Source organism: Mesorhizobium sp. M0189 (assembly GCF_040322135.1).
Classification (GTDB): Bacteria; Pseudomonadota; Alphaproteobacteria; order Rhizobiales; family Rhizobiaceae; genus Mesorhizobium.
In genome coordinates this window covers 1-26,530 of record NZ_JAMYSW010000005.1, presented here as the reverse complement: position 1 = coordinate 26,530, position 26,530 = coordinate 1, and the positions used below count along the sequence as shown (strand labels likewise).

The window sequence follows — 26,530 nt, the reverse complement described above, 5'->3', positions numbered from 1 at the left end:
ATCGATGAACCATGAAGCGGTCAAGCGATCAGCCCCGCGGTCGGCGGTCAGACGTCGCAAGCCGAAGACGTTCTGGCGCAAGATCCGCGAACCGCTGGCGCAGTCGCGATTCGTCAAGAATGCGCTTGCCGCGCTGTTTGCGTATTTCGTCCGCCTTGTCCGCCTGACCAACCGCATGGTCGACGGATCGGCGAAGTTTTCTGGCGGCGCCTATGCGCAGCTCGAGCCTGGCATCATCGCGCTCTGGCACGGCCAGCATCTGCTGACGCCGGCCTATTATCCCAAGGGACGGCCACTGGTTGCCATGGTGTCGCGCAGCGCCGATGCCGAGCTCAACGCGCTGATGGTCGAGAAATTCGGCATCGAGGCGGTGCGCGGCTCTGGCGGGCGCGAAAGCGCAAGGCATCTCGACAAGGGCGGCGCCAAGGCGCTCATCGCCCTCAAAAAGTCGCTCGCCACCGGCAAGAATGTCGCCATGATTGCTGATATTCCCCACGGCACGCCGCGCGATGCGGGGCTCGGCGTCGTCCTCCTGGCGCGGCTGTCCGGCCGGCCGATCCTGCCTGCCGCGATTGCCACCAGCCGCCGCAAGGTGATCGAGGGCAGCTGGGACAAGACGACGATCAACTTGCCCTTCGGCCGCTCCTCGATTGTCGTCGGCACGCCTGTCTTCGTGCCGGCCAACGCAGACGCCGCGGAAATGGAACGCAAGCGCCAGGAGGTCACGGCCTCGCTCAATGCCGCGACCGCCGAGGCCTATCGCCTTGTGGACGGTTCGAAATGAGTATGCGCTGGGCGCGCGCCTTCCTGACGGCATACCGCTTCGCCGGGGCCGCCGCCTACCCGCTGGTCGGACCTTATGTCGCCTGGCGCACATCCAGAGGCAAGGAGGATCGCATTCGCCGGCGCGAGCGCTACGGCGTCGCCGGACGCGAGCGCCCCGAAGGCCCGGTGATCTGGATCCATGCAGCCAGCGTCGGCGAGACCATCGCCGTCGTGCCGCTGGTCGAGAGCATTCTCGACTACGGCGTCAACATCGTGCTGACGACGGGCACCGTCACCTCGGCGCAGGTCGCCGAAGAACGGCTGGGCGGCCGCATCATCCACCAATATGTGCCGCTCGACCTCAAGCCGGCGGTCAGCCGCTTCCTCGATCATTGGCAACCGGACCTGGCGATCATCGCCGAATCGGAGATCTGGCCGATGACCATCCTGGAACTCGGCGCCCGCCGCGTGCCGCAGGTTCTGGTCAATGGCAGGCTGTCCGACCGCTCCTTCAAATCCTGGAAGAAGCGCGCCAACATCGCCGAAGCATTGTTCGAAAATCTCGCCCATGTCGTCGCCCAGTCGGATCTCGATGGCGAGCGCTTCCTTTCGCTCGGCGCCCGGCCGGTCACCGTGTCCGGCAATCTCAAGGTCGACACCGCGCCGCCGCCGGCCGACGAACGGGCATTGGCGGCGCTGAAACGCCAGATCGGCGCTCGCCCGACCTGGGCGGCGATCTCGACCCATGACGGCGAAGAGGCGGTCGCGGCCGAAGTTCACGCCATGCTGCACAAGCGGCACCACGGGCTTTTGACGATCATCGTGCCGCGCCATCCCGAACGCGCCGGGCAGCTGGCCGCCCAGATTTCCGGCATGGGCCTGAAGCTGGCGCAGCGCAGCAAGGGCGACAGGATCACCGCCGATACCGATATTCTGCTCGGCGACACGATCGGCGAGATGGGGCTTTATCTGAGGCTGACGGAAATTGCCTTTGTCGGCCGTTCGCTGACTTCCGAGGGCGGCCAGAACCCGCTGGAACCGGCCATGCTGGAGACAGCGGTGCTTGCCGGCCGCAACGTCCAGAATTTTCGCGAGGCCTATCAGCGCCTGCTCGACAGTGGCGGCGCCAAGCTGGTGCGCGACCGCGATATGCTGGCCGGCGCCGTGAATTTCCTTTTGACCAACGAGGTGGCTCGTCACGAAATGATGGCGGCGGGTGCGGCGACGGTCGACGAGATGCGCGGTGCGCTGGCGCACACGCTCAGGTCGCTCGAGCCCTATATCCAGCCGCTGGTCGTCAAGTCGCGCCTGAAGGGCGCGAACGGGCGCTGACGTGACCTCGGAAGCGCCGCCTTTTTGGTGGGAAGAGCCGGACTGGCGGGTCATGGCGCTGTCACCGCTTTCCGCCATCTATGCGCTTATCGCCGGTCGCCGCATGCGGCACGCGCCGCGCGAAAAAGTCGAGGCGCCGGTGCTCTGCATCGGCAACTTCACGGTCGGCGGCACCGGCAAGACGCCAGTGGCGATCGCATTGGCCGAGCAGGCCCGGCGCATGCAGCTCAATCCGGGTTTCCTGTCGCGCGGCCATGGCGGCTCCTTCGCGCAGCCACATATCGTCGATCCGCACCATGACGCCGCCAAGCATGTCGGCGACGAGCCGCTGCTTCTGGCCGAACATGCGCCGGTCGCGGTGACGCCGAACCGGGCCGCCGGCGCCAGGCTTCTGCTGGAGAAGCTCGGCTGCGATTTCCTGATCATGGATGACGGTTTTCAGAGCGCGCGCATCCACATCGATTATGCGCTGGTCGTCGTCGACGCGCGCCATGGCATCGGCAATGGCCGCGTCATCCCCGGCGGACCGCTGCGGGCGAACATCGTCGACCAGTTGGTCTTCACCAGCGCCTTGCTGAAGATGGGCGAGGGCACCGCGGCCGACACGGTCGTGCGTCAGGCAGCGCGCGCCGGCAGGCCGATCTTCGAGGCGCACACCGCCCCGAGCAGCACGGTGATGCTGGCCGGGAGGCGGTTCCTGGCGTTCGCCGGCATCGGCCATCCCGACAAGTTTTTCGACACCGTAGCCGAGGCCGGCGGCGAGCTTGCGCTGACCCGACCGTTTCCTGACCATCATTTCTACAGCGCGGACGAGCTTGCCGAATTGGCGGCGACGGCACGTAAAGCCGGGCTTGGCCTCATTACCACTGCCAAGGATGCTGCCCGCCTGCGTCACGGCGCAGCGCCGCCGGAATTCCTCGACCGGCTCGATGTGCTGGAGATCGACACCGTCTTCGAGCTCGACCATGTGCCGCAACGCATCATCGACGAGACGCTGGATGCCTGGCGGCAGCGCAGGCTTAGAGGCTGACCAGCAGCTTGGGCACCGAGGCAATGCGGGGACCGGAATTTTTCCGCCGGTCGAGCGTATTTTGTTCTTGCTTTGTGCCGGCAGCTATGCTACTAATTTGTATATGGTGATGATTCGCCGACGACCCGCCCTCGAGCCCCGAGGCGGGTTTTTTATTTCAAGATAACTTCTAAGGTTTCGGTGTCGCTGGCTTGACGTCGCGGCAGGAGACGGCGCGCGAAGGATCGCAACGGGGCGACTTGCATTTGCGTCAGACTACCGTCGGCGGCGCAGTTCCGGATGCGCTTCGATCTCGCGGCGCAATGATGCAGCGGCATTCAGATAGGGTTCCTGCCTGGCGACACTCCAATATTTGAGCTCGTCGAGCGGGATGCTCTCGCCGGTCACCGCACAGCGAACGAAGGCGCCGGGGCTAGTCACCTGGAAGTCGCCGTCGAGATAGCGGATGCGGGCTTCCTTGCCGCCGGGGCCTTCGAAACGGTTCATCATGGGGTGGAGCCGAAATTCATGACGATGTCATCGCCACAAATTGCGGCGAGGTCAAGCTTGGTTGGCTTTGCCTGCCTCTGTTTCTGGTGACACTTGCTCGAACAAGCCGGCAAAGCGGATGCCAATGCATGTCGCGCAAAAGTGTGCAGCGGTTTTGCGATAACGACATGCATAAACACAAGAACCTGAAGCGCGTCGCATGAGGCCGGTCGAACGCGACGCGCTTCAGGCATCTCATTCTTCGGCGATGATAAACTCTTCGATCCTCTCCGCTGGCAGCCCGGCCTGGACTGCGATGCGACGAGCAAGTTCGGCTGCCGCGGCGCGCGGCCGCCCCAGCGGCCGGTCGAGCCAGTAGGATATCGGGCTGAGGGCACCGCGCTCGTCTACGGCGACGATGCGGCCCGATTTCAATTGGTCCACCGTCAATGGCGGACGCGCCAGCGCAATGCCGAGCCCGTGCGCGGCGGCGTCGAGCACGAGGTTGTAATCCTCGAAACGGCGGTCGTGCGGCCGCGGCCGATAGTCCATCTCCTGCGCCGCAAACCAGGCCCGCCACGCCGAAGCGTCGGAATCGTTGATCACCGGAAATTCGAGCAGCCGGGCCGGATCGCCGCGGCCGATCTCCCTGGCTAATTCCGGCGAGGCGACCGGGAACACATATTCCTCGAAAAGCTGCACCGAGATCCGGCCCGGAATGCGGCCGCGCCCGCAGCGGATCGACAGGTCGATGCCCTCGTCGGCAAGATCGCCCTGGCGGATGTCGACGTCGAGCACGATGCGCAGCTTGGACGGTTGGTTCTCCAGCGCCGCCATGCGCGGCATCAACCACAGCCCGCTGACCGAGGGGATCGAGGTCAGCCGCACCACCGCCGTGCCGCGCGGCTCTACCCAGCGATCCGAATTGCTGGCGATCAGGGCGAAGGCTTCAGTGGTGCGCAGATGCAGGCGATTGCCCTCGACGGTCAGCGAGACGCCGCGCGCGCCGCGATCGAAGACTTTCAGCCCGAGCCAGTTCTCGAGCTTGGCGATCTGCCGGCTGACGGCGCCATGGGTGATGTTGAGCTTCTCGGCCGCCGCCGAAAAGCTGCCTGCCCGCGCCGCGGCATCGAAGGCGCGCAGGGTTTCAAGCGGCAGCATCGAGTCTGAGCTGTGATCCATAGTCACAGGTGATACTCGATTTGTTCGTTTGTCAATCGACGCGCAATAGCGTTTCTCTACTTCATGGCATTGGATCGCGAGGACACCGAGATGAGCGTCTATTCCGGAACGTTGAATCCGACACAGCGGATGGACACCACCGCTGCCATCGCGGTGGCGCTGACGGTGGTCGGCTGGGCTTCGGCCTTTCCGGCGATCCGCGCCGGCCTTGCCGCCTTCGGGCCGCTGGAACTTGGCGCGTTGCGCTTTGCCATCGCCGCCGTTCCGGCGGCGATCTTTCTCGCGGTCAAGCGGCCGGCTCTGCCCAGGCTCGACGAACTCTGGCGCTTTGTCTTCGGTGGTGCCGTCTTCGTCGCGCTCTACACGGTGATGCTCAATTTCGGCGAGCTGACCGTTTCGGCAGGTGCGGCGGGCTTCATCATCAATGTCAGCCCGATCTTCACCGCCATCATGGCCATGGCGCTGCTCGGCGAACGCTTCTCAGGCTTGGCCTGGGCCGGCACATTCCTGTCCTTCGCCGGTATCGGCATCATCGCCATGGGCGAGGGGCAAGGCTTGCATTTCAACGATGGTGCGCTGCTTGTCCTCGGCTCGGCATTGTGCTCGGCCGTCAACACCATCGTCCAGAAGCCGCTGTTTGGTCGCCACCACCCGCTGACCATCTCGGCCTCGAACATGGTGCTCGGCGCGCTCTGCCTGTCGCCGTTCCTGCCGAGCGGCCTGGCGCAAGCGGCTACCGCCAACACCGCCGGGCTCGGCGCCGTCATCTTTCTCGGCATCGTGCCCAGTCTCATCGCCTACGCTGCCTGGGCAACAGCACTTTCCCGGCTGCCGGCGGCGCGCGCATCGAACTTCCTCTATCTGGTGTCCCCGGTGGCGACGCTGATCGGCTTCTTCTGGCTGGGCGAGGTGCCGACGCTGCTCGGCATAATCGGCGGGGCGCTGGCGCTGGGCGGCGTCATCGTGGTGAATTTGAGGAGGTGATTCAGATAATTGAAGCTTTTTCCCGACTCAAACCATGAGCCGTTACTGACGACCATTGCGATGCAGACATGAGCCAGGCCGGCGTCTATGTTGATTGCGTTTGCGAAGCGTGGCGAGGGGTCGACATGGGAATGCAGTTTATCTCCGCAATTTTTTTCTTGTTGCTGTTCAGCCAAAATGCCGTCGCGGGTTGGTATCAGATCGAAAACTTCGAAGGTTTCATTGGGCCTACCCAGTCCATCTGTCGCTGCAGAGGAATGACAGTTTCGGCAGCGGGATTACGGTCGAGGGGAGCTATTTCTACGACGCGAAGCAAAGCCCGATAGCAGTGTACGGCAAGATCAACGGCACCAGCGTATCCCTTTGCGAGATTGCGGACGACAAGGAATTCGACCAGGTGCTGGTCATGGGTTCGAAAACGCCCGTCGACACCAGTGGATGCCCATTTTCTCTCGACATTGGTGAAAGCGGCGCAACAGGAACCTGGAGCAAGGGTGCGGACAAACATCCCGTCACGCTCAAGAAAGTTGCTAGCCTGGACGATACCGGCGACGGGAAGATTGACGGAACCGTTGAGATCCCGTTCTGGGCGCAGACCGCTACCGACAGGTTTTCAGGCATCTACGCGAAAACCGAAGCCGGAATTTGCATGCGAAAATTGCAAGTCATCGGCAAGCGAAGCAAGAAAGTCTATCAAGAGATCGAGTTCGATGACGACAATTGCGACGCGGGAATGCTGATGACGCCAATCTACATGAATGTTCAAAAACAGACGAAAAAAATCGCCGAGATCATTTCAGTAAACTTTCGTGGCGGCGGCGCTGGCTATACAATGGACTATGTTTTCTCTCTTAAAACTAAGAAGTATCATCAATTGGCGAATTGAGCGGGTGCCTCGCTTGGGGTTGCCCAGGTAATGCTTACCGTCGCCCGAACAGCCTCTCGATATCCGCCAGCTTGAGTTCGATGTAGGTCGGGCGGCCGTGGTTGCAGGTGCCGGAGCCGGGCGTCGCCTCCATCTGCCGCAGCAGCGCGTTCATCTCTTCCGGTTTGAGCAGGCGGCCGGAACGTACCGAGCCGTGGCAGGCCATGGTCGCGGCTATCCTGTCCAGCCGCTCCTTCAGCGTGCCGACCGTGTCATTGTCGGCGATCTCGTCGGCGAGGTCGCGCACCAGCTGCTGGACGTTGGTCTCGCCGAGCATCGACGGCGTCTCGCGCACCGCAACGGCGCCTGGGCCGAAGCGCTCGATGCCGAGGCCGAAGCGGGCCAGCGTCTCGGAGTGCATGGCAAGCCGCTCGGCGTCTTCCTCCGGCAGGTCGACAATCTCGGGCAGCAGCAGCATCTGCGACGGCACCGCGCGTGAGTGGAGGGCGTTCTTCAAGGCCTCGTAAACCAGTCGCTCATGCGCCGCATGCTGGTCGACGATGACAAGCGAATCCCTGGTCTGGGCGACGATGTAGTTCTCGTGCACTTGCGCGCGCGCCGCGCCCAATGCCGTGCCGAGCAGCGTCTCTGCCGCCTGATCCTGTCCGGCGCGCGCGTCGGCACTGTGCAGTGGGCCGGCGTCGAAGGCCGCCTGCTCGTCCTCGCCGAAGCCGCCATTTGCAGAGCCCATATCGAGCGGCCGCTGCGGCGAACGGGCAGGGTCGAAACCCGCAAAGCCCGACGCCCGATAGGCGGCCTCGTAACTGCGGTGACCGTTGGCCGGGCCGCCATGCGCATAGGATGCCGCGCCCGGCCGGAACGCTGCCATCATGCCGGCGGCACCGGTGGTGGCGGCGCGGATCCCGGCATGGGCCAGTGCTTCGCGGATGGCGCCGACGATCAGGCCGCGCACCAGCCCCGGATCGCGGAAGCGCACGTCGGCCTTGGCCGGATGGACGTTGACGTCGACGATCGCCGGATCGAGCGTCAGGAACAGCACGGTGACGGCATGGCGGTCGCGCGGCAGCACGTCGGCGAAGGCGCCGCGAATGGCGCCGGCGATCAATTTGTCACGCACCGGGCGGCCGTTGACATAGGCATATTGCTGCAGGGCGTTGGCGCGGGTGAAGGAGGGCACCGAGACATGGCCGGCGAGGTGCACGCCGTCCCGCACCGCGTCGATGGCGATCGCATTGTCGGGAAAGTCGGCGCCCATCACCTGTGCCACCCGGCGCAGCCGGCCTTCCGGGCTGTCCTCGGTCGCCGGCAGCTCCAGCGTCGAGCGGTCCGGGCCGGCCAGCGTGAAGCGCACGGCGGGAAAGGCGATGGCGATGCGCTTGACCACGTCGCCGATGGCCGAGCCTTCGGCGCGCTCACCCTTCATGAATTTGAGCCGCGCCGGCGTGGCGAAGAACAGGTCGCGCACCTCGACCGTGGTGCCGCGATTGGCCGCCGCCGGCCTGACGGCGGAGACGCGGCCGCCGTCGATGCCGATCTCGGCGGCGTTTTCACTGGACGCTGTGCGTGAGCGGATCGACAGCCGCGCCACCGAGCCGATCGACGGCAAGGCCTCGCCGCGAAAGCCGAGCGAGCGGATGTCGTGGATGTTGTCGGCGAGCTTCGAGGTGCAATGGCGCGCGATCGCCAGCGCCAGTTCCTTTTCCGGAATGCCCGAGCCGTCGTCGCTGACACGGATCAGGTTCAGCCCGCCGCCGGCGGTGACGATCTCGACACGCGTGGCGCCGGCATCGAGCGCGTTCTCGACCAGTTCCTTGACCACGCTTGCCGGACGCTCGATGACTTCGCCGGCGGCGATCTGGTTGATCATCGTTTCGGAAAGCTGGCGAATGGGCATGGCAGCACTATAGGCGGATTCGTGGTCGATGCGGGAGGGGGAGAATAGCGTTGATTGTTGCAAGGCAGGGAGACTGCTCCGTTGCGCTCCGTCCCACCCCCCTCTGGCCTGCCGGCCATCTCCCCCGCAAGGGGGGAGATCGGATGTCGCCTCGGCCTCCGCCAGTCTCCAATGTCTCAAAGGTTGGCGGGACGCATGAACCGCCAATCTCCCCCCTTGCGGGGGAGATGGCCGGCAGGCCAGAGGGGGGTGCTGTCCCGCCACGATGTAGAGATAGGAATATTGTTGAAGTGAATGGGCTTGGCCCCCAATTGACTTAGTGGATTTAGTCGGGCGAAGGCCAAAATCTGAAGCGAATGGCCGTTGGAGGCGACATTTGGACGTCATCCTAGATTACTTAATGGTAAACTTCGCTCGATGGATACAGCGTCGAAAGAGTCGTATTGCAAGAGTAATTTTGTTCACTATTTGGACGATTATTTCGATATCGCTAGCAGTTGTTCTGGTTTACCTCCTGTATATTCGAAATCTTACCATATAGATTATTGTTCAATCGTCGGGTCGTTCTCGAGGAAATCCACGCAGCTGACCGCGACCGTGCCTTCAACTCATGAGCTTGGGCAGCGCTGCCGCCAGTGCATCGACGGCAAGGCGGACTTTCATCGGCAGATGTGGCGTCTGCAGCCACAGCGCATGGGCGTCATAGAGAAACCTCGGCTGTTCCGGCAATAGCGGGACAAGTACGCCCGCCTGAATGCGCTGGCGAACCAGCCAGTATGGCAGCCAGGCGAGCCCCATGCCGGCGGCCGCGGCATCGGCGATGGCATCGAGATCGTCGAGCCGCAATCTGCCAGCGAGCCTGACCTCCGTCGCAGGCTGGCCATTGCGTGGAAACAGCCACGGCTGAACGGCACGCCCGGAACGGCGGTAGATGATCGCGTGATGGCTGCCGAGGTCATCTATCGCCTGCGGCTGGCCGTGCCTGTCGAGATAGGATGGCGACGCGCAGACGACCATGTGCTGGCGCGCGACGCGCCGCGCCATCACCCCGGCCTGGTCCTCCAGATCGCCCGTTCGGATGGCAAGGTCGCAGCCGTCCTCGGCGAGGTCGGCGAGGGCGTCGCTGAACGACAGGTCAAGTTCCAGCGCCGGATATTGCTGCGCAAGCCCGAACAGGATCGGGGCAACGCAGCGCCGGCCGAAATGCACCGGCATGAGGACGCGCAGCTTTCCGCGCGGTTCGGCAAGCTGGTCGGCGGCGAGCGCATCCGCGGCCTCTGCTTCGGCAAGCACCAGCCGGCAGCGTTCATGATAGGTGCGCCCGAAATCTGTCAGGCTTTGGCGGCGCGTGGTCCGGTTGATGAGGCGCACGCCCAGGCGCTCCTCGAGAAACCGGACATGCTTGCCGACCATCGGCCCGGACAGATCAAGAGCCGCCGCCGCGGCCGCGAACGAGCCCAGGTCGACGGCTTTGACGAACACGGCCATGCTGGTAAGGCGATCCATATTCAAAACCCACAGTTTCCACTGATCTACTCAAGCGGCTATTTATCCGCCTGATTGCCGCTGGCATAGCACATTCAGTGCAAATATTTTGGAGTTGTGACCGATGGCGCGTGTCGTTCGTTTTTATGAGCTGGGTGGTCCCGAGGTTCTGCGCATCGAGAATGTCGACATGCCTGCGCCGGGACGAGGCGAGATCCAGATCCGTGTCAAGGCGTTGGGTCTGAACCGGGCCGAGGCGTTGCTGCGTTCAGGCAGATATATCCAAACCGCGCCGTTGCCTTCTGGTCTTGGGCTTGAGGCCGCTGGCCTCGTCGAAACGGTCGGCGAAGGCGTGGACGGGTTTGCGCCGGGCGATGCCGTCAGCATCGTGCCGCCAGTGTCGATGGCCCGCTGGCCTGCCTATGGTGAGATTGCCACATATCCCGCCGAGCTCGTCGTCAAGCATCCACCATCGCTGAGCTGGGAAGAGGCCGCCGCTGCGTGGATGCAATATCTCACCGCCTACGGTGCGCTGATCGACATTGCCAAACTCGGCAGGAAGGACTTTGTCGTCATCACTGCGGCATCGAGCAGCGTCGGACTGGCGGCGATCCAGATTGCCAACCTGGTTGGCGCGACCCCGATCGCCGTCACACGGACGTCCGCCAAGAAGCGGACTCTGCTTGAGTTCGGCGCGGCCCACGTCATCGCCTCGGCAGAGGTGGATCTGGAAGCTAGGTTGAAGGAAATCGCCGGCCCGGACGGCGTGCGCGTGGTGTTCGACGCGGTCGGCGGGCCGATCTTCGAGCCTCTGACGGCAGCGATGGCACTGGGTGGCATTCTCATCGAATATGGCGGCTTGAGCCCCGACCCGACACCTTTTCCGTTACCTGCAGTGCTAGGCAAGACGCTGACGCTGCGCGGCTATCTCGTCCACGAGATCGTGCGCGATCCGGCCCGGCTACAGGCCGCCAAGACATTCATCCTTGATGGACTGAAATCGGGTTCGCTGAAGCCCGCAATCGCTAGAACCTTTCCGTTTGATCAGATCGTCGAGGCGCATCGTTATCTCGAGTCGAACGAACAATTCGGCAAGATCGTCGTGACGGTTTGACCGGGCATTGTGGGATAGCCTCACGCTTGCGCCGCCAGCCAGTCCCGCACCTTGCGGGCGTTGTCGCTGAGCTCGCGGTTCCTCGACCAGATGACATGAAAGCCCTTGCCGGTCGTCATTGTGTGGCCGGTGACGCGCACCAGCAGCCCTGATGCCAGCAGCCGCTCGGCGAGATGACCCCAGCCGAGCGCGATGCCTTGCCCTTCCATGACTGCCTGGATCACCAGCGCATAGTCGTTGATGCGCAAGCCACGCCCGGCATCGGCGATGTCGACACCGGCCGAGGCGAACCATTCGTCCCAGCTGGCGGCCTCGCGAAACGGCTCTTCGAGATGAATGAGACGATGCGATGGAAGGTCCTTCACGTTCGCCGGCAGCCCGAACCGGGCCACATAACTAACGCCGGCGACGGGGAATATCACTTCATCGGCCAGCGGCAGCGAATGATAATCCGGCCATTCCTTGGGCTCGCCGCCGCGGACGCCGAGCGGAATGTCTTCGGCGATGATGTCGAGATCGCGGTCCGCGGTCTGGATGCGCAGGTCGATGCCCGGCAGTTCGTCGCGAAACTGCTGCAGGCGCGGCATCATCCAGAACGAGGCGAATGCGGTCGAGGCGGCGAGCGTCACGTGAGCGCCGACGGCGATCTGGCGCAGATCTTCCGCCGACTTGCGGATGTGCGACAGGCCGAGCGAGACGTCGGCGTGAAAGCGATCGCCGGCCTCGGTAAGGCTGACTTGCCGGTGGCGGCGCTGGAAGAGTTTGGCGCCGAGCTGCTCCTCGAGCCCACGGATCGCATAGGAGACGGCAGCCTGCGTCATGCCGAGCTCCCGCCCGGCGGCGGTAAAGCTCGACAGCCGGCCGGCGGCCTCGAAAACGATCAGGCTGCCGGCCGAGGGCAGCAGATGGCGCAAGCTTCGCATAAGCTGAGCTTATACAAGAGATCAGGATTTTCCAGCGTCACAGCTGCATTTTGTCTGGCTAGATTGATCGAGACAGGAAGATGGAGCCTCCATGAACGCACCGGCCGTTGAAGTGAGCGAACATACCAATCGTCGCGCGGGTGGCCGCCTGGGGCGCAAGGCGCTGCGGGGAGCTCCCGTAGCGTCATTTCCGACCCTGGTTCGCAAGATTCCGGTGTATCAGATGGTCCCGGACGAGGCGGTGGAGCTCATCCACCAGGAGTCGCTCAGCATCCTCGAAGAGGTGGGATGCGAGTTCCGCGACGACGAGGCTATCGCAATGTGGAAGGCGGCGGGCGCCGATGTCTCCGAGACAAGGGTCCGGATCGACCGCGCCCTGCTGATGGACCTCGTCTCGAAGGTCCCGTCGGAGTTCACGCTCAATGCGAGGAATCCCCAGCGTTCCGTACGTGTGGGTGGCAACAACTCCATCTTCGTGCCGATGTACGGGGCGCCTTATGTGCGCGACCTCGACAACAACAGGCGCTACGGCACACTCGCCGACCTCAACAATTTCCACAAGCTCGCCTACATGGCGCCGGCGCTGCATTCGTCGAGCTCGATCATCTGCGAGCCGATGGAAATCGCGGTGCCGAAGCGTCACCTCCACATCATCCATTCAGCGCTGAAGCACTCCGACAAGCCGTTCATGGGCATCGTGACCTCCAAAGATCGAGCCGAAGACACGATGGCGATGGCAGGCATCGTGTTCGGCGAGGACTATGTCCGCGACAACCCGGTCCTGGTGGCGATCACCAACTGCAATTCGCCGCTGGTCTGGGATGCCACCATGCTGGACGCGATGAAAGTCTATGCGCGCCACAACCAGCCGCTGATCCTCGCGCCCTTCGCCCTTTGCGGCGCCTCGACTTCGGCCTCTGCAGTCGGTGCGGTCGCGCAGGTCAATGCCGAAGCGCTGGCGGGCGTCGCGTTCACACAGCTCTTGCGTCCGGGTTCGCCGCAGATCTACGGACAGTTCATGGTGACGGTCGACATGAAGACCGGCGCTCCCATGGGCGGCACGCCGGAGGCGGCCCAGATGATGTATCTCATGGGCGCGCTGGCGCGGAAGTATCGGCTGCCGTGGCGCACGTCCGGTTTCCATGTCGGTTCGAAGCTGAACGACGCCCAGGCGGGCTACGAGGCGAACATGCTGATGCATGCCGCCATCCTTGCCGGCGCCAACTACATCTGGCACTCCGCCGGTTGGCTCGAGGCCGGCCTGACCTGCGGCTATTCGAAATTTGCCACCGACTGCGAGCAGCTTGTCGGCTGGTACAAATATGCTGGCGGGCTGCCATTCGACGATTTCAAGGAGGCTATGGCGGCTATCCGCGAGGTCGGACCGCAGGGCCATTTCCTCGGCACCCAACACACGCTCCAGCATTTCGAGTCCGCCTTCTTCATACCGAGCATCATGGACTTCAATTCGTTCGAACAGTGGAAGGCGGAAGGAGCAAAGGACCACGACACCCGCGGCCGCGAGAAAGCGCGCAACATGCTCGCCGATTATGAGGAGCCGAAGCTCGATGAGGGCATCGCCGATGGTCTCAAAGATTTGATTGCGCGGCGCGAGGAGAAACTACCGGACAGCGTTAGTTGATAACGGGCGAAGACCCGATGGGAACCATAACGGAGGAAAAAATGACACTCTTCAGAAGCAATGGTGATCGCGTGCCGAGCGCCATCGAAGCGATGGCCAGCGAAGCGCGTGCAGGTCATGTGGATCGGCGCGAGTTTCTGGCTCTGGCAAGCGCTTTCGGCGCATCGACAGCTCTTGCTTACGGCATGATCGGTCTTGCTGTGCCGGAACAGGCTTTGGCTGAAGAGCCGAAGAAAGGCGGAACGCTGCATGTTTCGATGTCGGTGAAGGCACAAAAGGACCCGCGCACCTACGACTGGGTGGAACTTGCGAACATTTCACGCTGCTGGCTGGAGCCGCTTGTCCGCTACACCCGCCAGTTCACATTCGAGCCGGTTTTGCTCGAAAGCTGGGAGGTCAATGACGACGCCACCGAATATGTGCTGCATGTGCGCAAGGGCATCACCTGGACCAATGGTGATGCTTTCGGCGCCGATGATGTGGCCTACAATCTGACGCGCTGGTGCGAAAAGGCTGCCGCCGGCAATTCCATGGCCGCGCGCGTCGGTGCGCTGATCGACGCAAAAACCGGCAAGGCCAGGGATGGCGCGATCACCAAGGTCGACGACAACACGGTCAAGCTGAAGCTGAACGAACCGGACATCTCGCTGATCCCGAACTTCACCGATTATCCAGCGCTCGTGGTCCATCGCAACTTCGACGCCGACGGCGCCAATCCGATCGAGAAGCCGATCGGCACCGGGCCGTTCGAACTGGTGTCCTATTCGGTCGGCCAGAAAGCGGTCGTCAAGCGTCGGGAGACTGGCAAATGGTGGGGCGGTGAAGCGCTTCTCGACGGCGTCGAATTCATCGACTACGGAACCGATTTCAACGCGTCGATAAATGCATTCGACTCCGGCGAAATCGATCTCAACTTCGAGACGCCCGCCGACTTCATAGACATCCTCGACAAGATGGGGCTGGTAAAATCGGAGGTCGCGACAGCGACCACGCTCGTTGCCCGGACCAACGTCACGCACAAGCCCTACGACGACAAGCGCGTCCGCAACGCCCTGCAAATGGCCGTCGACAACCAGGCGGTGCTCGAACTTGGCTATGCCGGGCGAGGGACTGTTGGTGAAAACCATCACGTCAGCCCGATTCATCCGGAATACTTCGCGCTGCCCAAGAAGACACGTGACGCCGCGGGCGCCAAGAAGCTGATGGCCGAGGCCAAGCAGGCCGACTTCGAGCATGAACTGATCACCGTCGAGGACGATTGGCAAAAGAATACCGGCGACGCTATTGCCGGCCAGTTGCGCGACGCCGGGATCAAGGTGAAGCGCACCGTGCTGCCGGGTTCGACTTTCTGGAACGACTGGACCAAATATCCTTATTCCATGACCATTTGGTACATGCGCCCGCTTGGCGTCCAGGTGTTGGCGCTGGGCTATCGCACCGGCGAGGCCTGGAACGAAACCGGCTACTCGAATCCTGATTTCGACGCCAAGCTCAAGCAGGCTCTCTCGCTCATCGACGTGGAAAAGCGCCGCGAGGTCATGAAGGACATCGAGCAGATCCTCCAGGATTCGGGCGTCATCATTCAGCCGTTTTGGCAGAAGCTGTTCAGCCACATGAACGAGAAGGTGAAGAACTACGCTGTCCACCAAACCTTCGAGATGGATCTCCAGAACGTCTGGCTGAACGCCTGAGTTGCCAGCAGAGGACGCGTTGCAGGATTTCATGGACCGCAAGAAAGCCGACAGGCAAGATGCGTGGTACTGATAGCTTCCGTCAGTGAACAATCGGGGACACGCATGAAACTGCCACTTTTTGTTGCCGCGCTTTCGATGGCCTTGCCGGCGGCCGCGTTTGCCGGCCCTGCTGCCAACGCCGTGAAGTTCTTCTATGTCCCGTCGGTCAAATTCGAGGCCGATGCGCAATATCGCGACCGCTTCACCGCGCCGGTGACGAAACTGTTCGAACTGAACGACAACGCGGCAAAGAACCATCCGGATGAAGTTCCCTGCATCGACTTCGCCCCTGGTCTCGATGCGCAGGACTATGACGAGAAGACCGTGGCCAAGACGCTGACGCTGGCCGAAACGCTGGATGGCGACAGCGCCGAGGTGACGGCGACGTTCAGCCTTTTCCCGGAAGGCGATGATTCCAAACGCGAAATGGTCTGGTCACTCAGGAAGATCGATGGCCAGTGGAAGGTCGCCGACATCACCTCGAAGACCAGCGGCTGGACGCTGAGTGCGCTCGAATGTCTGGCCGGGCAGACCCCGGAGTGATGCCGTGCTCCGCTGCCGTCCCTGGGTTCTGGCGACTGCGTGCCTGCTGGCCGGATTGAGCAGCGCCGCCGCTCAGGGCCTGTTGGGCGCGCCGCCCGCAGACGCGCCGGCCGACAACGCGGCACCTCCGCCGGCAGAGTCGCCGGCAGAAAACGCACCGGCCGCACCCGTGCAGCCGGGCTCGCCGACGGCGGTGGTGAAGCCGTTCTACGAGCATGCCAGGCTCGAGGTCGATCCGGCTCAGCGGGGCCATTTCACCGATCCGGCAAAGTCGGTGCTGGACAAGAGCGACGCGCTGCGGAAGTCGGGGCAGGGCGAGTGCCTCGATCCCAACATGGCGCTCGACAATGCCGAATACGACGAGGCGGAGATCGACAAGAGCCTGAAGACCATCGAAGCGGTCAAGGGCGACCAGGCCAAGGTCGTTGTCGCTTTCGTCGCCTCCGGCAATCCGCACCGGCTGGAATGGAAGCTCAAAAAGGTCGACGGCGACTGGAAGATATCGGACCTGCTCTCGGTGACAGGCGAATGGGCGCTCAGCCAATACCAGTGTGAGTGAGAACGGAACCGATGAAGATCAGCAACATCCGCGTCACCCACGTCAACGTCCCGCTCGATGCTCCGTTCTGGTGGACGGCTGGTCTCTACGGCGGCGCCTCGAAATCGATCATCGAGGTCGAGACGGACGAAGGCGTGGTCGGACTGGGCGAGGCGCCATGGTGGCATTTCGGCGAGGTGATCAAGGCCGAGATCGCGCCGGCGCTGATTGGCGCCGATCCGCTCGACATCGCCGACTGCGAGGCGCGCTGTGTGCCGCCCTGGCAGATCACCGCCAACACCGGCGAGAACGCAGCCACGGTGGCGTTCGGCGCCATCGAACTGGCGCTCTGGGATATAAGAGGCAAGGTCTTCGGCATGCCGCTCTATAAGCTGCTCGGCGGCGCGGTGCGCAAGGACATTCCGTTTTCGGAATATTTCGCCTTTCGCCCCGCTCAAGGCGGAGCCGGCGGCGAGATGACCGCCGAAGCGATCGTCGACTATTGTCTCGGCATGCGAGAACAGCACGGCTCGACGATCTTCGAGGGCAAGCTGATCATGGGCGATCCCGAGCTCGAGATCAGGACAGTGCGCATGCTGCGCGAGGCGCTTGGCGATAAGGCGCAGATCAAACTCGATTCCAACATGCAGTGGTCGCTGACCACAGCGCGCTGGGTACTGCGCGAGATCGAGCCGTTCAACATCCGCAATTACGAGGATCCGGTCGCGACCTTCGAGGAGATGGCAGCGCTGCGCCAGCATTCGCGCATTCCGTTCTCCACGCACATCCCGGATCTCAGACGGGCAGTCGCGCTCGGTGCGCCGGATTACTTCGTCTGCAATTTCGCAGCACTCGGCGGATTGTCGAAAACTCTGAAATTCATCGCCGCCTGTGAGGCGATGGGCAAGGGGTTCTGGTGCTATTCGAACGATCTCGGCATCATGACATCGGCTTATCTGCACGTCGTGGCGGCGACACCGTGGATCACCGAAGCATCGCAGTCGCTGTTTCGCTGGCAGATCGGCGATGTCATCAAGGACGGTCCTTTCCGCCAGACGGGCAATACGGTGCGCGTGCCGGAGGGTGACGGGCTGGGCGTCGAACTCGATCCGGCTGCGATGAAACGCTGGGCGGGCCACTTCGCCGAACACGGGCCGATGGGCCATTTCAGCGACCCGAACAATCCCGGCCGCTACCGGCGGCTCCCGCTCAACTGATGCAACGTATTTTCCTCAGAAACTCAGGCTCACCCGCGCCCGCGATAGGGGGCGACGCCGGTGTCGGGCAGCCACACACCTTCCGGCGGGGCGCCCGTCTGCCAGAACACGTCGATCGGAATGCCGCCGCGCGGATACCAGTAGCCGCCGATGCGCAACCACAATGGCTTGGTCGCGGCGATGATGCGGCGGCCGATCATGACGGTGCATTCTTCGTGGAACGCGCCATGGTTGCGAAACGAGGTCATGAACAGCTTGAGCGACTTCGATTCCACCAGCAGCGCATCGGGTGCGTAGTCGACGACGATATGGGCGAAGTCCGGCTGGCCGGTGACCGGGCAGAGCGAAGTGAATTCCGGGCAGGTGAAGCGAACGATGGCCGGCGGGCCGTCGCCGCGCGAAAATGGCACGGTTTCCAGGACTGCCGCTTCAGGGCTCTGTGGCGCCTCGACGTTGGTGCCGAGCTGGGTGAGGTTTTTCGTATCGGTCATGAGCAGGTTCCTTGCTGCATGTCGCCCAAAACTGCGCAGCGATTTTGGGATAGCGACATGCGTAAAAACAAAAATTTGCCGCTCATTAGCACAATTTGAAACAGCAGGAAGACGATGACTAGCAACGACCCGCTCCTCCAGCCCTATCAGCTCAAGCATCTGACGCTGAAGAACCGGGTGATGTCGACCAGCCATGAGCCGGCCTATTCTGAGGACGGCATGCCAAAGGAGCGGTACCGGCTCTACCATGCCGAAAAGGCCAAGGGCGGCATGGCGCTGACCATGACCGCCGGCTCGGCGATCGTCTCGCGCGACAGCCCGGCCGCCTTCGGCAATCTGCATGTCTATGACGACCGCATCGTGCCGTGGCTCGCCGAGCTTACCGATGCCTGCCACGAGCATGACTGCAAGGTGATGATCCAGATCACCCATCTCGGCCGCCGCACCGGCTGGAACAAGGCCGACTGGCTGCCGGTGCTGTCGGCTTCGCCGGTGCGCGAACCGGCGCATCGCGCCTTTCCCAAGATTATCGAGGACTGGGATATCGAGCGCATCGTCGCCGACTACGCGGCGGCCGCCCAGCGCTGCCAGGCTGCCGGCCTCGACGGCATCGAATTCGAGGCCTACGGCCACCTGATGGACGGCTTCTGGTCGCCGGCCACCAACCAGCGCGACGACGATTTCGGCGGCTCGCTCGACAACCGGCTGCGCTTCACCGGAATGGTGCTCGATGCGGTGCGTGCCGCGGTCGGCGAAAAGTTCGTCGTCGGCATCCGCATGGTCGCCGACGAGGATTTCGAGAAAGGCCTGTCGAAACAGGAAGGCGTCGAAATCGCCAGGCGGCTGGCCGGCTCCGGCAAGGTCGATTTCCTCAACATCATCCGTGGCTCGATCGAGACTGATGCCGCGCTGACAAAAGTCATTCCGGTGACCGGCATGCGGTCGTCGCCGCACCTCGACTTCGCCGGCGAGGTGAGGGCGGCGACGAAATTCCCGACCTTCCATGCTGCGCGGATTTCCGACGTCGCCACCGCGCGTTACGCCATCGCCACCGGCAAGCTCGACATGGTCGGCATGACGCGCGCCCATATCGCCGACCCGCACATCGTCAAAAAAGTGATGGAGGGCCGCGAGCACGAGATACGTCCTTGCGTCGGTGCAACCTACTGCCTCGACCGCATCTATGAGGGCGGTGAGGCGCTGTGCATCCACAATGCGGCAACGGGCCGCGAGGCTGATATCCCGCATATCATCCCGAAAACCGAGGGACCGAAGCGAAAGGTGGTCGTGGTCGGCGCCGGCGCCGGCGGGCTGGAGGCAGCGCGGGTCGCCGCCGAGCGCGGGCACCAGGTAACGGTGCTGGAAGCATCGAGCCAGGCCGGCGGCCAAGTGCGGCTGGCAACGCAGAACCCGCGCCGCAAGGAATTGATCGGCATCATCGACTGGCGGTTGGCCGAGCTGGACCGGCTCGGCGTCGAGATCCGCTACGACACCTGGGCGGAGAAGGACGACGTGCTGGCGCTGTCGCCGGACGTGGTGGTGATCGCCACCGGCGGCCTGCCGCAGAACCCGCCTCTGACTGCGGGCGACGATCTCGTCACCTCGAGCTGGGACATCATGGCCGGCAGCGTCAAGCCGGCCGAGAACGTGCTGCTCTATGACGACAATGGCGGCCATCAGGGCATGGGTGCTGCCGAACTGATCGCCAACAGCGGCGCCAGGCTGGAGCTGGTTTCACCAGAGCGCTTCTTCGCGCCGGAAATGGGCGGCATGAACCATGTGCCTTACATGCGCGCCTTCCAGGAAAAGGGTGTCACGGTGACCATCAACACACGGCTGCGTTCGGTGCGGCGCGAGGGCAACCAGCTGATCGCCGAGCTCGCCTCCGACTTCGCTGATGGCTGGCGCGGAGAGCGCCGCGTCGACCAGGTGGTGGTCGAGCACGGCACGCTGCCGCTCGACGATCTCTATCTGGCGCTGAAGCCGCTGTCGAAGAACGCCGGCGCGATCGACTACGAAAAGCTGGTCAATGGCGGCGACATCTTTCCCGTGCGCAATCCTCACGCCGGTTTCGTGCTCTTCCGCATCGGCGATGCAGTAGCCTCGCGCAACATCCACGCCGCCATCTATGACGGCATCAGGTTCGGCTTGCGAATCTGAGGAATATTTTGGATTGATTGGTGGCGCGCAGCCGAACCTCCGTACGGAGAGCCACCACGGTACTTCGGCTCGTTCTGCGCGCCGCGCACGCCGCCGGCTTGCGGCCGGACACCGTACGATCTTGCGATTGCGGCAGGCCGCTCAAAACATCCTGGCGGTAGCCATGCAGAACACGGTGATGACCAGCAGCCCGCCGGCGATGCGTTCGCCTTTTGTCATCTTCGCGCGCAACTGGGTTTGCGTCGCCGCATCAGCGCCGGCCAACTGCCTGCTGGCGGAACCCACCAGTGCGCCCTGGACCCCGGCGGCAATCAAGGCAGTCAAGATGCCCAGCGCCAGGACCTTCTCCATCGAGCCGAAGGAGCCGTTGTGGAAGAAATACCAGAGCAGCAAACCCGTGAGGAAAACCACGCCGGCCGCGCCCATTTGCGGCCGGAAGAAACGTTCCGCCCGGATCTCCGGTTCGCGGGCAACCGCGATGGTGGTGCCGGCCCAGAACACACCCGCCATGACGTGAAGGCCGAGGACGATGATGTAGACATATTGCATGACCGCATTTCCTCTCTTGCCCACCGCTAACCATATGGATAGATATCAAATGATTAGATGTCAACGCATAAGCTCGAGCCGGTTCCATAGGCTTTGCCCTTGTTCTAGTGTCGGATCATGACGCCCTTTGACCGCCCGCCGATCGGGATGAATCTCGCCCGCACCGCCAAGCTGGTCGCGCAGGCTTTCGACGCTGCCCTGGTCGAGGCGGGGGGCACGCTGCCGGTCTGGGTGACTTTGCTGTCGGTCAAGTCGCGGGAGCTGGCCAACCAACGCGAGCTCGCCGGCATGATCGGTATTCGGGGCGCAACACTGACCCATCATCTCAACGCCATGGAGACGCAAGGCCTGCTGATACGGCGCCGCGATCCCGAAAATCGCCGGGTTCACCAGGTGGAGCTGACCCAAGCCGGAGAAGCGCTGTTCCTGAAATTGCGCACCGCCGCGTTAGCCTTCGACAAGCGGCTGCGGAAGGGATTATCCGACGACAGGTTGGCGGAGTTTGCACAGGTGCTGGCCGCGCTGCGGGCCAATGTCGAAGGTTAGAATTAGGCTAGGAAAACGCTATGCGCGAAATTTCGCTGAAGGATGCCAGGACTACACTCTCGGCGCTGCTCGATCAGGTCGTCGCGGGAGAACCGGCGGCCATCACGCGGCGCGGCCGCAAGCAGGCGGTCATTTTGTCATTTCAGGACTACGAAAAACTGGCGCGTGTGCCCAACATTGGACAATTGCTGGCAGCATTTCCCGGTGATGAGGATGACCTTCCGCCTCGGCTCATCAGGTCGGTTCGCAAGCCCGAACCATGACGGATCTACGCCCGGCTGCCCTGCAGCACCGTCAGCCTGGCCTTCTTGGGCGCCCGGGCCACCAGCCATTCGCGCACCCTGTCCGGTGGCATCGGGAAAGCGATGGAATAGCCTTGCACCTGGTCGCAGCCGATCGCCATCAGCGAGTCGAGCTCGGCTTCGGTTTCGGCGCCCTCGGCGACGATCGAGATGCCGAGACCGCGGGCGAGCTCGGTGAGGGCACGCACGATCTTGGTGTTGCCGCTGTTCTCGTTGATGTTCTGGACGAAACGGCGATCGATCTTCAGCCGGTCGATCTCGTTTGGATTGACATGGCTGAGCGATGCGTAGCCGGTGCCGAAATCATCGAGCTCAAGATGGATGCCGGCGGCGCGGATGTGCCGCAGCTTTGCCGCGATACCGGTCTTCTCGTCATCGAGAATAACGGATTCGACGATCTCCAGCGATAGTTTGTGCGCGGGCAGGCCAGCCCTCTCCAGCGTACCGAACAGGAAGACTTCGAAATCTGTCTCGCGCAGCTCCGAGCCGGACACATTGACGGCGATCCGTCCGAAGGCGATGCCTGCGCGGTTCCATTCGGCTGCTTCGTCGATCGCCTTGGCAATAACGATGCGGCCGATCTCGGGCATCAAGCCGCATTTTTCTGCGATCGGAATGAACTCGCCCGGCGCGATCATGCCGCGCTCGGCATGCCTCCAGCGAACCAAAGCCTCGATGCCACTGATAGCGCCATCCGACAGCGACACCTGCGGCTGGAAATAGACTTCGAACGCCTTCTCAGAGATGGCGATCCTGATGTCGAGTTCGAGCTGCTTGCGATTATCAAGTTCGCGCCTCAGCTCATCGGAGAAGAACGACAAACTGCCGCCGCCCTGCCTCTTGGCTGAATAGAGTGCCAGATCGGCATGGACGAGCAGGTCCTGCGCATTGTCGGCGTCGACGGGGTAGACCGCAATCCCGGCACTTACGCCTGGATGGATCGTCGTGCCTTGGAAGATGACCGGCTCATTGAGTTTGGCCAGCATGCGTCTGGCGACGATATCGATGTCCGCGGTGCTGCCGGCGTCGTTGAGGACGACAACGAATTCGTCGCCTCCGAGACGCACGTTGAGATCCGACGTCCGGCAGGAATCGCGCATGCGCTGCGCGGCCACCACCAGCACATAATCGCCAGCGGCGTGGCCGAGCGTGTCGTTGATCTGCTTGAACCGGTCGAGGTCGAACTGCACTACGGCGACCCGCTCACGCCTTCGCTGCGCACCACTGATGAACGTATCGAAATGGTCGGTCAGGAAGGTACGGTTGTGCAGGCCGGTCAGCCCGTCATGCACGGCAATGAAGGCCATGGAATTGCGTGCATCGACCAGCTCGCGCGTCCGGCGCAAGATGGCATTCGACATCGGCCGGAAAATGAAAAGTGCCACCAGCAGGATGACGCCGATGGTCGAATAGAACAATGTGCGATGAAGATCGAGGAGCCTTTCGGAGCGCTGGTCCGCGTAGGCGCTGATGCGCTGGCCGAGTGCTGCGTAGCCCGACAATGTTGCGTTGGCAACGGAAGCGTCCAGATTAACGCGCTCCTCTCCGCCCTTGTAGCCGCCGCTGCCGGTCGTGTTGAGCCGCGATTCGAATGAAGAGATCAGACGCTCGCCGTTGGCGATAAGCCCGACCGAGAAATAGTCGAGATGGTACGGCTTGGCGAAAAGCACGCTCTCGATCGATTTCGGATCGAATCTTGCCGGCGACACCGGATCGGCGGCGGTCCGCTCGAGCAGCAGATCGTAGTTCTTCTCGAACTCCACTGTCGCTTGCTTGAGCGCGCTAACCAGGGCGTGCTGTTGATCGCGCGAGGCGCTGCCTGTTGCGCCGGCAAGGAAGACGATGCGCTGCGACAGGGCTTTTTGTGTGCTGACGATATCGAGCAGCGCCTGATTGTGCCGTTGGGTCGCCATCACCTGTTGCAGCAGGATGAAGGACGCCACTACCATGGCGGCTATGATCAGCAGAGCCAGCCAGTAGCCGGACTTGATCAGGAGTATAAGCCTGCCCGAAACGGCGTGCACCGGCTGCTGCGACATTTTCCGAGTCGGCCCTCTCGCCAACGAATTCTTGTGCGACAACCTTTGGCTTCAAAGTGTTAACAGGTTTGGGGCGGCAACAGGCCGGCGGCGGCGACCGTGGCGGGAAACCCGCAAAGTGGTTATTGCAATCTTTCGCAGCGCCTCTGCATTTGAACATCGTGGCCTCTGCCGTGCCATTGCCGCCACCGAAGCGGTCGCTTTTGCGATGGATTTTTCGTCCGCGCGGCGCGACAGTCCTCATCGATCTCAACAGGGCCTGATCATGACCGAAGCATTCCTTTCCCACATCGACAGCGAGCTTGAAGGACTGAAATCGGCAGGTCTCTACAAATCCGAGCGGGTGATAACCTCGACCCAATCGGCCGAGATCGAGGTGGGCGGCGAGAAGGTGCTGAATTTCTGCGCCAATAATTATCTCGGCCTCGCCGACAGCGCCGAACTGCGGGAAGCAGCCAAGCAGGCGCTCGACCGTTACGGCTACGGCATGGCGTCGGTGCGCTTCATCTGCGGCACGCAGGAAGAACACAAGCAGCTCGAGGCGACCATTTCTGATTTCCTCGGCATGGAGGACACTATCCTCTACGGCTCCTGCTTCGACGCTAATGGCGGCCTGTTCGAGACGCTGCTCGGCGAGGAGGATGCGGTCATCTCCGATGCGCTGAACCACGCCTCGATCATCGACGGCGTGCGGCTGTCGAAGGCAAAGCGCTTCCGCTACGCCAACAACGACATGGCCGATCTGGAGGCGCGGTTGAAAGACGCGAGCGACTGCCGGTTCCGGCTGATCGCCACCGACGGCGTGTTCTCGATGGATGGCATCATCGCCAATCTGAAGGGCGTCTGCGACCTCGCCGACAAATACGATGCGATGGTGATGGTCGACGACAGCCATGCAGTTGGTTTCGTCGGCAGGAATGGCCGTGGCTCGGCCGAACATTGTGGCGTCGAGGGCAGGGTGGACATCATCACCGGTACGCTCGGCAAGGCATTGGGCGGAGCGTCGGGCGGCTACACGTCGGGCAGGAAGCCGGTGGTCGACTGGCTGCGCCAGCGCTCGCGGCCCTATCTTTTTTCCAACACGCTGATGCCGGCGATCGCCGGCGCCTCGATAAAGGTCTTCGAACTGATCAAAGTCGGGGATGGATTGCGGAAGAGGCTCTACGACAATGCCGGGCATTTCCGGTCCGAGATGGGCAAGCTCGGCTTCACCCTGGCCGGCGCTGACCACCCGATCATCCCCGTGATGCTTGGCGATGCGACGCTGGCGCAGGAGATGGCGGCGCGGATGCTGAAGCGCGGCATCTATGTCATCGGCTTCTCGTTCCCGGTGGTGCCGAAGGGCCAGGCGCGCATCCGCACGCAGATGTCGGCCGCCCATTCCAGCGCAGACATCGATCGCGCGGTTGAGGCGTTCGCCGCAGTCGGTCGGGAACTCGGCGTGATTTCCTGAACGGCCGGAACCGAAAAGCGATTCCGGATCAAGAGGTTCAAGCGACTAAGGTTCTGGGGAACAAAAGAATGTCGAACATGATGAAGGCGCTGGTCAAGGCCAAGGCCGAGCCGGGCATCTGGATGGAAGAAGTGCCGGTGCCGGAGATCGGCCCCAACGACGTGCTGATCAAGATCAGGAAGACGGCGATCTGCGGCACCGACGTCCACATCTATAATTGGGACCAGTGGGCGCAAAAGACCGTGCCGGTGCCGATGGTTACCGGCCACGAATTTGTCGGAACCGTCGCCGATTTCGGTGCGGCGGTGACCGAGTACAAACTCGGCCAGCGCGTTTCCGGCGAAGGCCATATCGTTTGCGGCCATTGCCGCAACTGCCGGGCGGGCAGGGGGCATTTGTGCCGCAACACGCTCGGCGTCGGCGTCAACCGGCCGGGCGCCTTTGGCGAATACCTGGCGATCCCGCAGCACAATGTGGTGCCGATCCCCGACGACGTGCCCGACGAGATCGCGGCGATCTTCGATCCCTTAGGCAATGCTGTTCACACCGCATTGTCCTTTGATCTCGTCGGCGAGGACGTGCTGGTCACCGGCGCCGGGCCTATCGGCATCATGGGTGCACTGGTGGCGCAGTGCGTCGGCGCGCGAAAAGTGGTCATCACCGATATCAACCCGGTGCGCCTGGCACTGGCGAAAAAGCTTGGCGTTCAGCATGTCGTCGACGCATCGAAGGAAAAGCTGCGCGACGTGATGCCGGCGCTTGGCATGACCGAGGGCTTTGACGTCGGCCTCGAAATGTCGGGCGCAGCCCCTGCCTTCCGCGACATGATCGACACCATGAACAATGGCGGCAAGATCGCCATTCTCGGCATCGCGCCGACCGGCTTCGAAATCGACTGGAACAAGGTCATCTTCAAGATGCTGCATCTGAAGGGCATCTACGGCCGCGAGATGTTCGAGACCTGGTACAAGATGATTGCGCTGGTGCAGGGTCCTCTCGATGTCAGCGGCCTGATCACCCACCGCATCGGCATCGACGACTATGTTTCCGGCTTCGAAGCGATGAAGAGCGGCAATTCCGGCAAGGTGGTGATGGACTGGTAGGCGATCAGAAATGTTGGCGGGACAGCACCCCCCTCTGGCCTGCCGGCCATCTCCCCCTGTAAGGCAGGGCTATCGCATATGAGTGATGGCATTGATGAGATAGTCGTCGTTCCAGGCGCATTTCTTGATGCGATGGCTGATGGGAACTTTG

The 26,530-nt window shown here is 62.7% G+C and carries 24 protein-coding genes; 16 read left to right on the top strand and 8 right to left on the bottom strand.

The genetic code is table 11. The features are described 5' to 3' along the window. Positions 1-4 precede the first annotated feature (4 nt). From NKJ09_RS11070 to lpxK, 3 genes are read left to right on the top strand one after another with little or no spacing between them, the layout of a single operon-like run. Complete coding sequence (locus tag NKJ09_RS11070; protein WP_023717166.1) at positions 5-784, top strand: lysophospholipid acyltransferase family protein; 780 nt, start codon at positions 5-7, stop codon at positions 782-784. Next, positions 781-2,097 carry a lipid IV(A) 3-deoxy-D-manno-octulosonic acid transferase gene (gene waaA / locus NKJ09_RS11065; RefSeq protein ID WP_023717167.1) on the top strand — a complete coding sequence of 439 codons (1,317 nt, stop codon included), beginning with the start codon at positions 781-783 and terminating at the stop codon, positions 2,095-2,097. The genes NKJ09_RS11070 and waaA overlap by 4 nt, the downstream gene beginning before the upstream one ends. A 1-nt stretch (position 2,098) precedes the next feature. Further along, a complete protein-coding gene (gene lpxK, locus NKJ09_RS11060) occupies positions 2,099-3,127 on the top strand; it encodes a tetraacyldisaccharide 4'-kinase (protein WP_352496158.1) in 1,029 nt (342 codons plus the stop codon). A 255-nt stretch (positions 3,128-3,382) separates the two neighbouring features. Here the strand turns inward: lpxK and NKJ09_RS11055 are convergent, their stop codons facing one another. Both NKJ09_RS11055 and NKJ09_RS11050 read right to left on the bottom strand, forming a co-directional pair. After that, on the bottom strand, positions 3,383-3,616 hold the full coding sequence (locus tag NKJ09_RS11055) for a DUF2093 domain-containing protein (RefSeq protein ID WP_031193470.1): 234 nt from the start codon (positions 3,614-3,616) through the stop codon (positions 3,383-3,385). 234 nt (positions 3,617-3,850) lie between these two features. Beyond that, positions 3,851-4,756 carry a LysR substrate-binding domain-containing protein gene (locus NKJ09_RS11050; protein ID WP_352496157.1) on the bottom strand — a complete coding sequence of 302 codons (906 nt, stop codon included), beginning with the start codon at positions 4,754-4,756 and terminating at the stop codon, positions 3,851-3,853. 111 nt (positions 4,757-4,867) lie between these two features. On the opposite strand from NKJ09_RS11050, the gene NKJ09_RS11045 reads away from it, so the two are divergent. Both NKJ09_RS11045 and NKJ09_RS11040 read left to right on the top strand, forming a co-directional pair. Beyond that, positions 4,868-5,761 carry a DMT family transporter gene (locus NKJ09_RS11045; RefSeq protein WP_352496156.1) on the top strand — a complete coding sequence of 298 codons (894 nt, stop codon included), beginning with the start codon at positions 4,868-4,870 and terminating at the stop codon, positions 5,759-5,761. Positions 5,762-6,089: 328 nt separating this feature from the next. Continuing rightward, a complete protein-coding gene (locus tag NKJ09_RS11040) occupies positions 6,090-6,647 on the top strand; it encodes a hypothetical protein (protein ID WP_352496155.1) in 558 nt (185 codons plus the stop codon). Between the two features lie 34 nt (positions 6,648-6,681). Here the strand turns inward: NKJ09_RS11040 and mutL are convergent, their stop codons facing one another. Both mutL and NKJ09_RS11030 read right to left on the bottom strand, forming a co-directional pair. Beyond that, positions 6,682-8,541: a DNA mismatch repair endonuclease MutL gene (mutL, locus tag NKJ09_RS11035; RefSeq protein ID WP_023717172.1), complete on the bottom strand. Its 1,860-nt coding sequence runs from the start codon at positions 8,539-8,541 to the stop codon at positions 6,682-6,684. 603 nt (positions 8,542-9,144) lie between these two features. Beyond that, on the bottom strand, positions 9,145-10,047 hold the full coding sequence (locus NKJ09_RS11030) for a LysR family transcriptional regulator (protein WP_352481317.1): 903 nt from the start codon (positions 10,045-10,047) through the stop codon (positions 9,145-9,147). A gap of 103 nt (positions 10,048-10,150) precedes the next feature. Between NKJ09_RS11030 and NKJ09_RS11025 the strand changes: the two genes are divergently transcribed. Further along, positions 10,151-11,140 carry a zinc-dependent alcohol dehydrogenase family protein gene (locus NKJ09_RS11025; RefSeq protein ID WP_352481283.1) on the top strand — a complete coding sequence of 330 codons (990 nt, stop codon included), beginning with the start codon at positions 10,151-10,153 and terminating at the stop codon, positions 11,138-11,140. A 20-nt stretch (positions 11,141-11,160) separates the two neighbouring features. Here the strand turns inward: NKJ09_RS11025 and NKJ09_RS11020 are convergent, their stop codons facing one another. After that, positions 11,161-12,063 (bottom strand): LysR substrate-binding domain-containing protein, encoded by a 903-nt coding sequence (locus NKJ09_RS11020; RefSeq protein WP_023717175.1) that lies wholly within the window; start codon positions 12,061-12,063, stop codon positions 11,161-11,163. Positions 12,064-12,154: 91 nt separating this feature from the next. On the opposite strand from NKJ09_RS11020, the gene NKJ09_RS11015 reads away from it, so the two are divergent. The 5 genes from NKJ09_RS11015 (at position 12,155) to NKJ09_RS10995 (ending at position 17,736) form a co-directional block, all read left to right on the top strand. Beyond that, the gene (locus tag NKJ09_RS11015) at positions 12,155-13,705 is read left to right on the top strand and encodes a trimethylamine methyltransferase family protein (RefSeq protein WP_023717176.1); all 1,551 of its coding nucleotides are present in this window, start codon (positions 12,155-12,157) and stop codon (positions 13,703-13,705) included. A gap of 41 nt (positions 13,706-13,746) precedes the next feature. Continuing rightward, positions 13,747-15,396, top strand: coding sequence for an ABC transporter substrate-binding protein (locus NKJ09_RS11010; protein WP_023717177.1), 1,650 nt, complete (start codon positions 13,747-13,749; stop codon positions 15,394-15,396). Positions 15,397-15,501: 105 nt separating this feature from the next. Then, positions 15,502-15,981 carry a DUF3828 domain-containing protein gene (locus NKJ09_RS11005; RefSeq protein ID WP_023717178.1) on the top strand — a complete coding sequence of 160 codons (480 nt, stop codon included), beginning with the start codon at positions 15,502-15,504 and terminating at the stop codon, positions 15,979-15,981. Positions 15,982-15,985: 4 nt separating this feature from the next. Further along, on the top strand, positions 15,986-16,540 hold the full coding sequence (locus NKJ09_RS11000) for a hypothetical protein (protein WP_051409602.1): 555 nt from the start codon (positions 15,986-15,988) through the stop codon (positions 16,538-16,540). A gap of 11 nt (positions 16,541-16,551) precedes the next feature. Beyond that, positions 16,552-17,736, top strand: coding sequence for a mandelate racemase/muconate lactonizing enzyme family protein (locus NKJ09_RS10995; RefSeq protein WP_023717180.1), 1,185 nt, complete (start codon positions 16,552-16,554; stop codon positions 17,734-17,736). A gap of 29 nt (positions 17,737-17,765) precedes the next feature. On the opposite strand, the gene queF is transcribed toward NKJ09_RS10995, so the two are convergent. Next, positions 17,766-18,227 carry a preQ(1) synthase gene (queF, locus tag NKJ09_RS10990; RefSeq protein ID WP_023717181.1) on the bottom strand — a complete coding sequence of 154 codons (462 nt, stop codon included), beginning with the start codon at positions 18,225-18,227 and terminating at the stop codon, positions 17,766-17,768. Positions 18,228-18,341: 114 nt separating this feature from the next. Here queF and NKJ09_RS10985 point away from each other — a divergent pair, with 114 nt between their 5' ends. Further along, positions 18,342-20,387 (top strand): oxidoreductase, encoded by a 2,046-nt coding sequence (locus NKJ09_RS10985; RefSeq protein WP_352481281.1) that lies wholly within the window; start codon positions 18,342-18,344, stop codon positions 20,385-20,387. 141 nt (positions 20,388-20,528) lie between these two features. On the opposite strand, the gene NKJ09_RS10980 is transcribed toward NKJ09_RS10985, so the two are convergent. Continuing rightward, positions 20,529-20,936 (bottom strand): hypothetical protein, encoded by a 408-nt coding sequence (locus tag NKJ09_RS10980; RefSeq protein ID WP_023717183.1) that lies wholly within the window; start codon positions 20,934-20,936, stop codon positions 20,529-20,531. A 117-nt stretch (positions 20,937-21,053) separates the two neighbouring features. On the opposite strand from NKJ09_RS10980, the gene NKJ09_RS10975 reads away from it, so the two are divergent. After that, a complete protein-coding gene (locus NKJ09_RS10975; RefSeq protein WP_023717184.1) occupies positions 21,054-21,482 on the top strand; it encodes a MarR family winged helix-turn-helix transcriptional regulator in 429 nt (142 codons plus the stop codon). A 20-nt stretch (positions 21,483-21,502) separates the two neighbouring features. Beyond that, on the top strand, positions 21,503-21,745 hold the full coding sequence (locus NKJ09_RS10970; protein WP_023717185.1) for a type II toxin-antitoxin system Phd/YefM family antitoxin: 243 nt from the start codon (positions 21,503-21,505) through the stop codon (positions 21,743-21,745). A gap of 5 nt (positions 21,746-21,750) precedes the next feature. On the opposite strand, the gene NKJ09_RS10965 is transcribed toward NKJ09_RS10970, so the two are convergent. Then, positions 21,751-23,823 (bottom strand): putative bifunctional diguanylate cyclase/phosphodiesterase, encoded by a 2,073-nt coding sequence (locus tag NKJ09_RS10965; protein WP_352496154.1) that lies wholly within the window; start codon positions 23,821-23,823, stop codon positions 21,751-21,753. Positions 23,824-24,088: 265 nt separating this feature from the next. Here NKJ09_RS10965 and NKJ09_RS10960 point away from each other — a divergent pair, with 265 nt between their 5' ends. Together NKJ09_RS10960 and tdh are read left to right on the top strand one after the other, a co-directional pair. After that, positions 24,089-25,276, top strand: a complete 1,188-nt coding sequence (locus NKJ09_RS10960) for a glycine C-acetyltransferase (RefSeq protein ID WP_352481279.1) — start codon at positions 24,089-24,091, stop codon at positions 25,274-25,276. Between the two features lie 68 nt (positions 25,277-25,344). Next, positions 25,345-26,379 (top strand): L-threonine 3-dehydrogenase, encoded by a 1,035-nt coding sequence (gene tdh / locus NKJ09_RS10955; RefSeq protein WP_023717188.1) that lies wholly within the window; start codon positions 25,345-25,347, stop codon positions 26,377-26,379. Positions 26,380-26,530 lie beyond the last annotated feature (151 nt).

Coding starts and splice junctions, on each gene's coding strand:
- NKJ09_RS10980 (WP_023717183.1), bottom strand. CDS start 20,936: ATGCAATATGTCTACATCATCGTCCTCGGCCTTCACGTCATGGCGGGT.
- NKJ09_RS11020 (WP_023717175.1), bottom strand. CDS start 12,063: ATGCGAAGCTTGCGCCATCTGCTGCCCTCGGCCGGCAGCCTGATCGTT.
- NKJ09_RS10965 (WP_352496154.1), bottom strand. CDS start 23,823: ATGTCGCAGCAGCCGGTGCACGCCGTTTCGGGCAGGCTTATACTCCTG.
- waaA (WP_023717167.1), top strand. CDS start 781: ATGAGTATGCGCTGGGCGCGCGCCTTCCTGACGGCATACCGCTTCGCC.
- NKJ09_RS11010 (WP_023717177.1), top strand. CDS start 13,747: ATGACACTCTTCAGAAGCAATGGTGATCGCGTGCCGAGCGCCATCGAA.
- tdh (WP_023717188.1), top strand. CDS start 25,345: ATGTCGAACATGATGAAGGCGCTGGTCAAGGCCAAGGCCGAGCCGGGC.
- NKJ09_RS11005 (WP_023717178.1), top strand. CDS start 15,502: ATGAAACTGCCACTTTTTGTTGCCGCGCTTTCGATGGCCTTGCCGGCG.
- NKJ09_RS11025 (WP_352481283.1), top strand. CDS start 10,151: ATGGCGCGTGTCGTTCGTTTTTATGAGCTGGGTGGTCCCGAGGTTCTG.
- NKJ09_RS11070 (WP_023717166.1), top strand. CDS start 5: ATGAACCATGAAGCGGTCAAGCGATCAGCCCCGCGGTCGGCGGTCAGA.
- NKJ09_RS10960 (WP_352481279.1), top strand. CDS start 24,089: ATGACCGAAGCATTCCTTTCCCACATCGACAGCGAGCTTGAAGGACTG.
- NKJ09_RS10985 (WP_352481281.1), top strand. CDS start 18,342: ATGACTAGCAACGACCCGCTCCTCCAGCCCTATCAGCTCAAGCATCTG.
- NKJ09_RS11050 (WP_352496157.1), bottom strand. CDS start 4,756: ATGCTGCCGCTTGAAACCCTGCGCGCCTTCGATGCCGCGGCGCGGGCA.
- NKJ09_RS11055 (WP_031193470.1), bottom strand. CDS start 3,616: ATGATGAACCGTTTCGAAGGCCCCGGCGGCAAGGAAGCCCGCATCCGC.
- NKJ09_RS11030 (WP_352481317.1), bottom strand. CDS start 10,047: ATGGATCGCCTTACCAGCATGGCCGTGTTCGTCAAAGCCGTCGACCTG.
- NKJ09_RS10970 (WP_023717185.1), top strand. CDS start 21,503: ATGCGCGAAATTTCGCTGAAGGATGCCAGGACTACACTCTCGGCGCTG.
- NKJ09_RS10995 (WP_023717180.1), top strand. CDS start 16,552: ATGAAGATCAGCAACATCCGCGTCACCCACGTCAACGTCCCGCTCGAT.
- NKJ09_RS11015 (WP_023717176.1), top strand. CDS start 12,155: ATGAACGCACCGGCCGTTGAAGTGAGCGAACATACCAATCGTCGCGCG.
- NKJ09_RS11045 (WP_352496156.1), top strand. CDS start 4,868: ATGAGCGTCTATTCCGGAACGTTGAATCCGACACAGCGGATGGACACC.
- NKJ09_RS10975 (WP_023717184.1), top strand. CDS start 21,054: ATGACGCCCTTTGACCGCCCGCCGATCGGGATGAATCTCGCCCGCACC.
- queF (WP_023717181.1), bottom strand. CDS start 18,227: ATGACCGATACGAAAAACCTCACCCAGCTCGGCACCAACGTCGAGGCG.
- mutL (WP_023717172.1), bottom strand. CDS start 8,541: ATGCCCATTCGCCAGCTTTCCGAAACGATGATCAACCAGATCGCCGCC.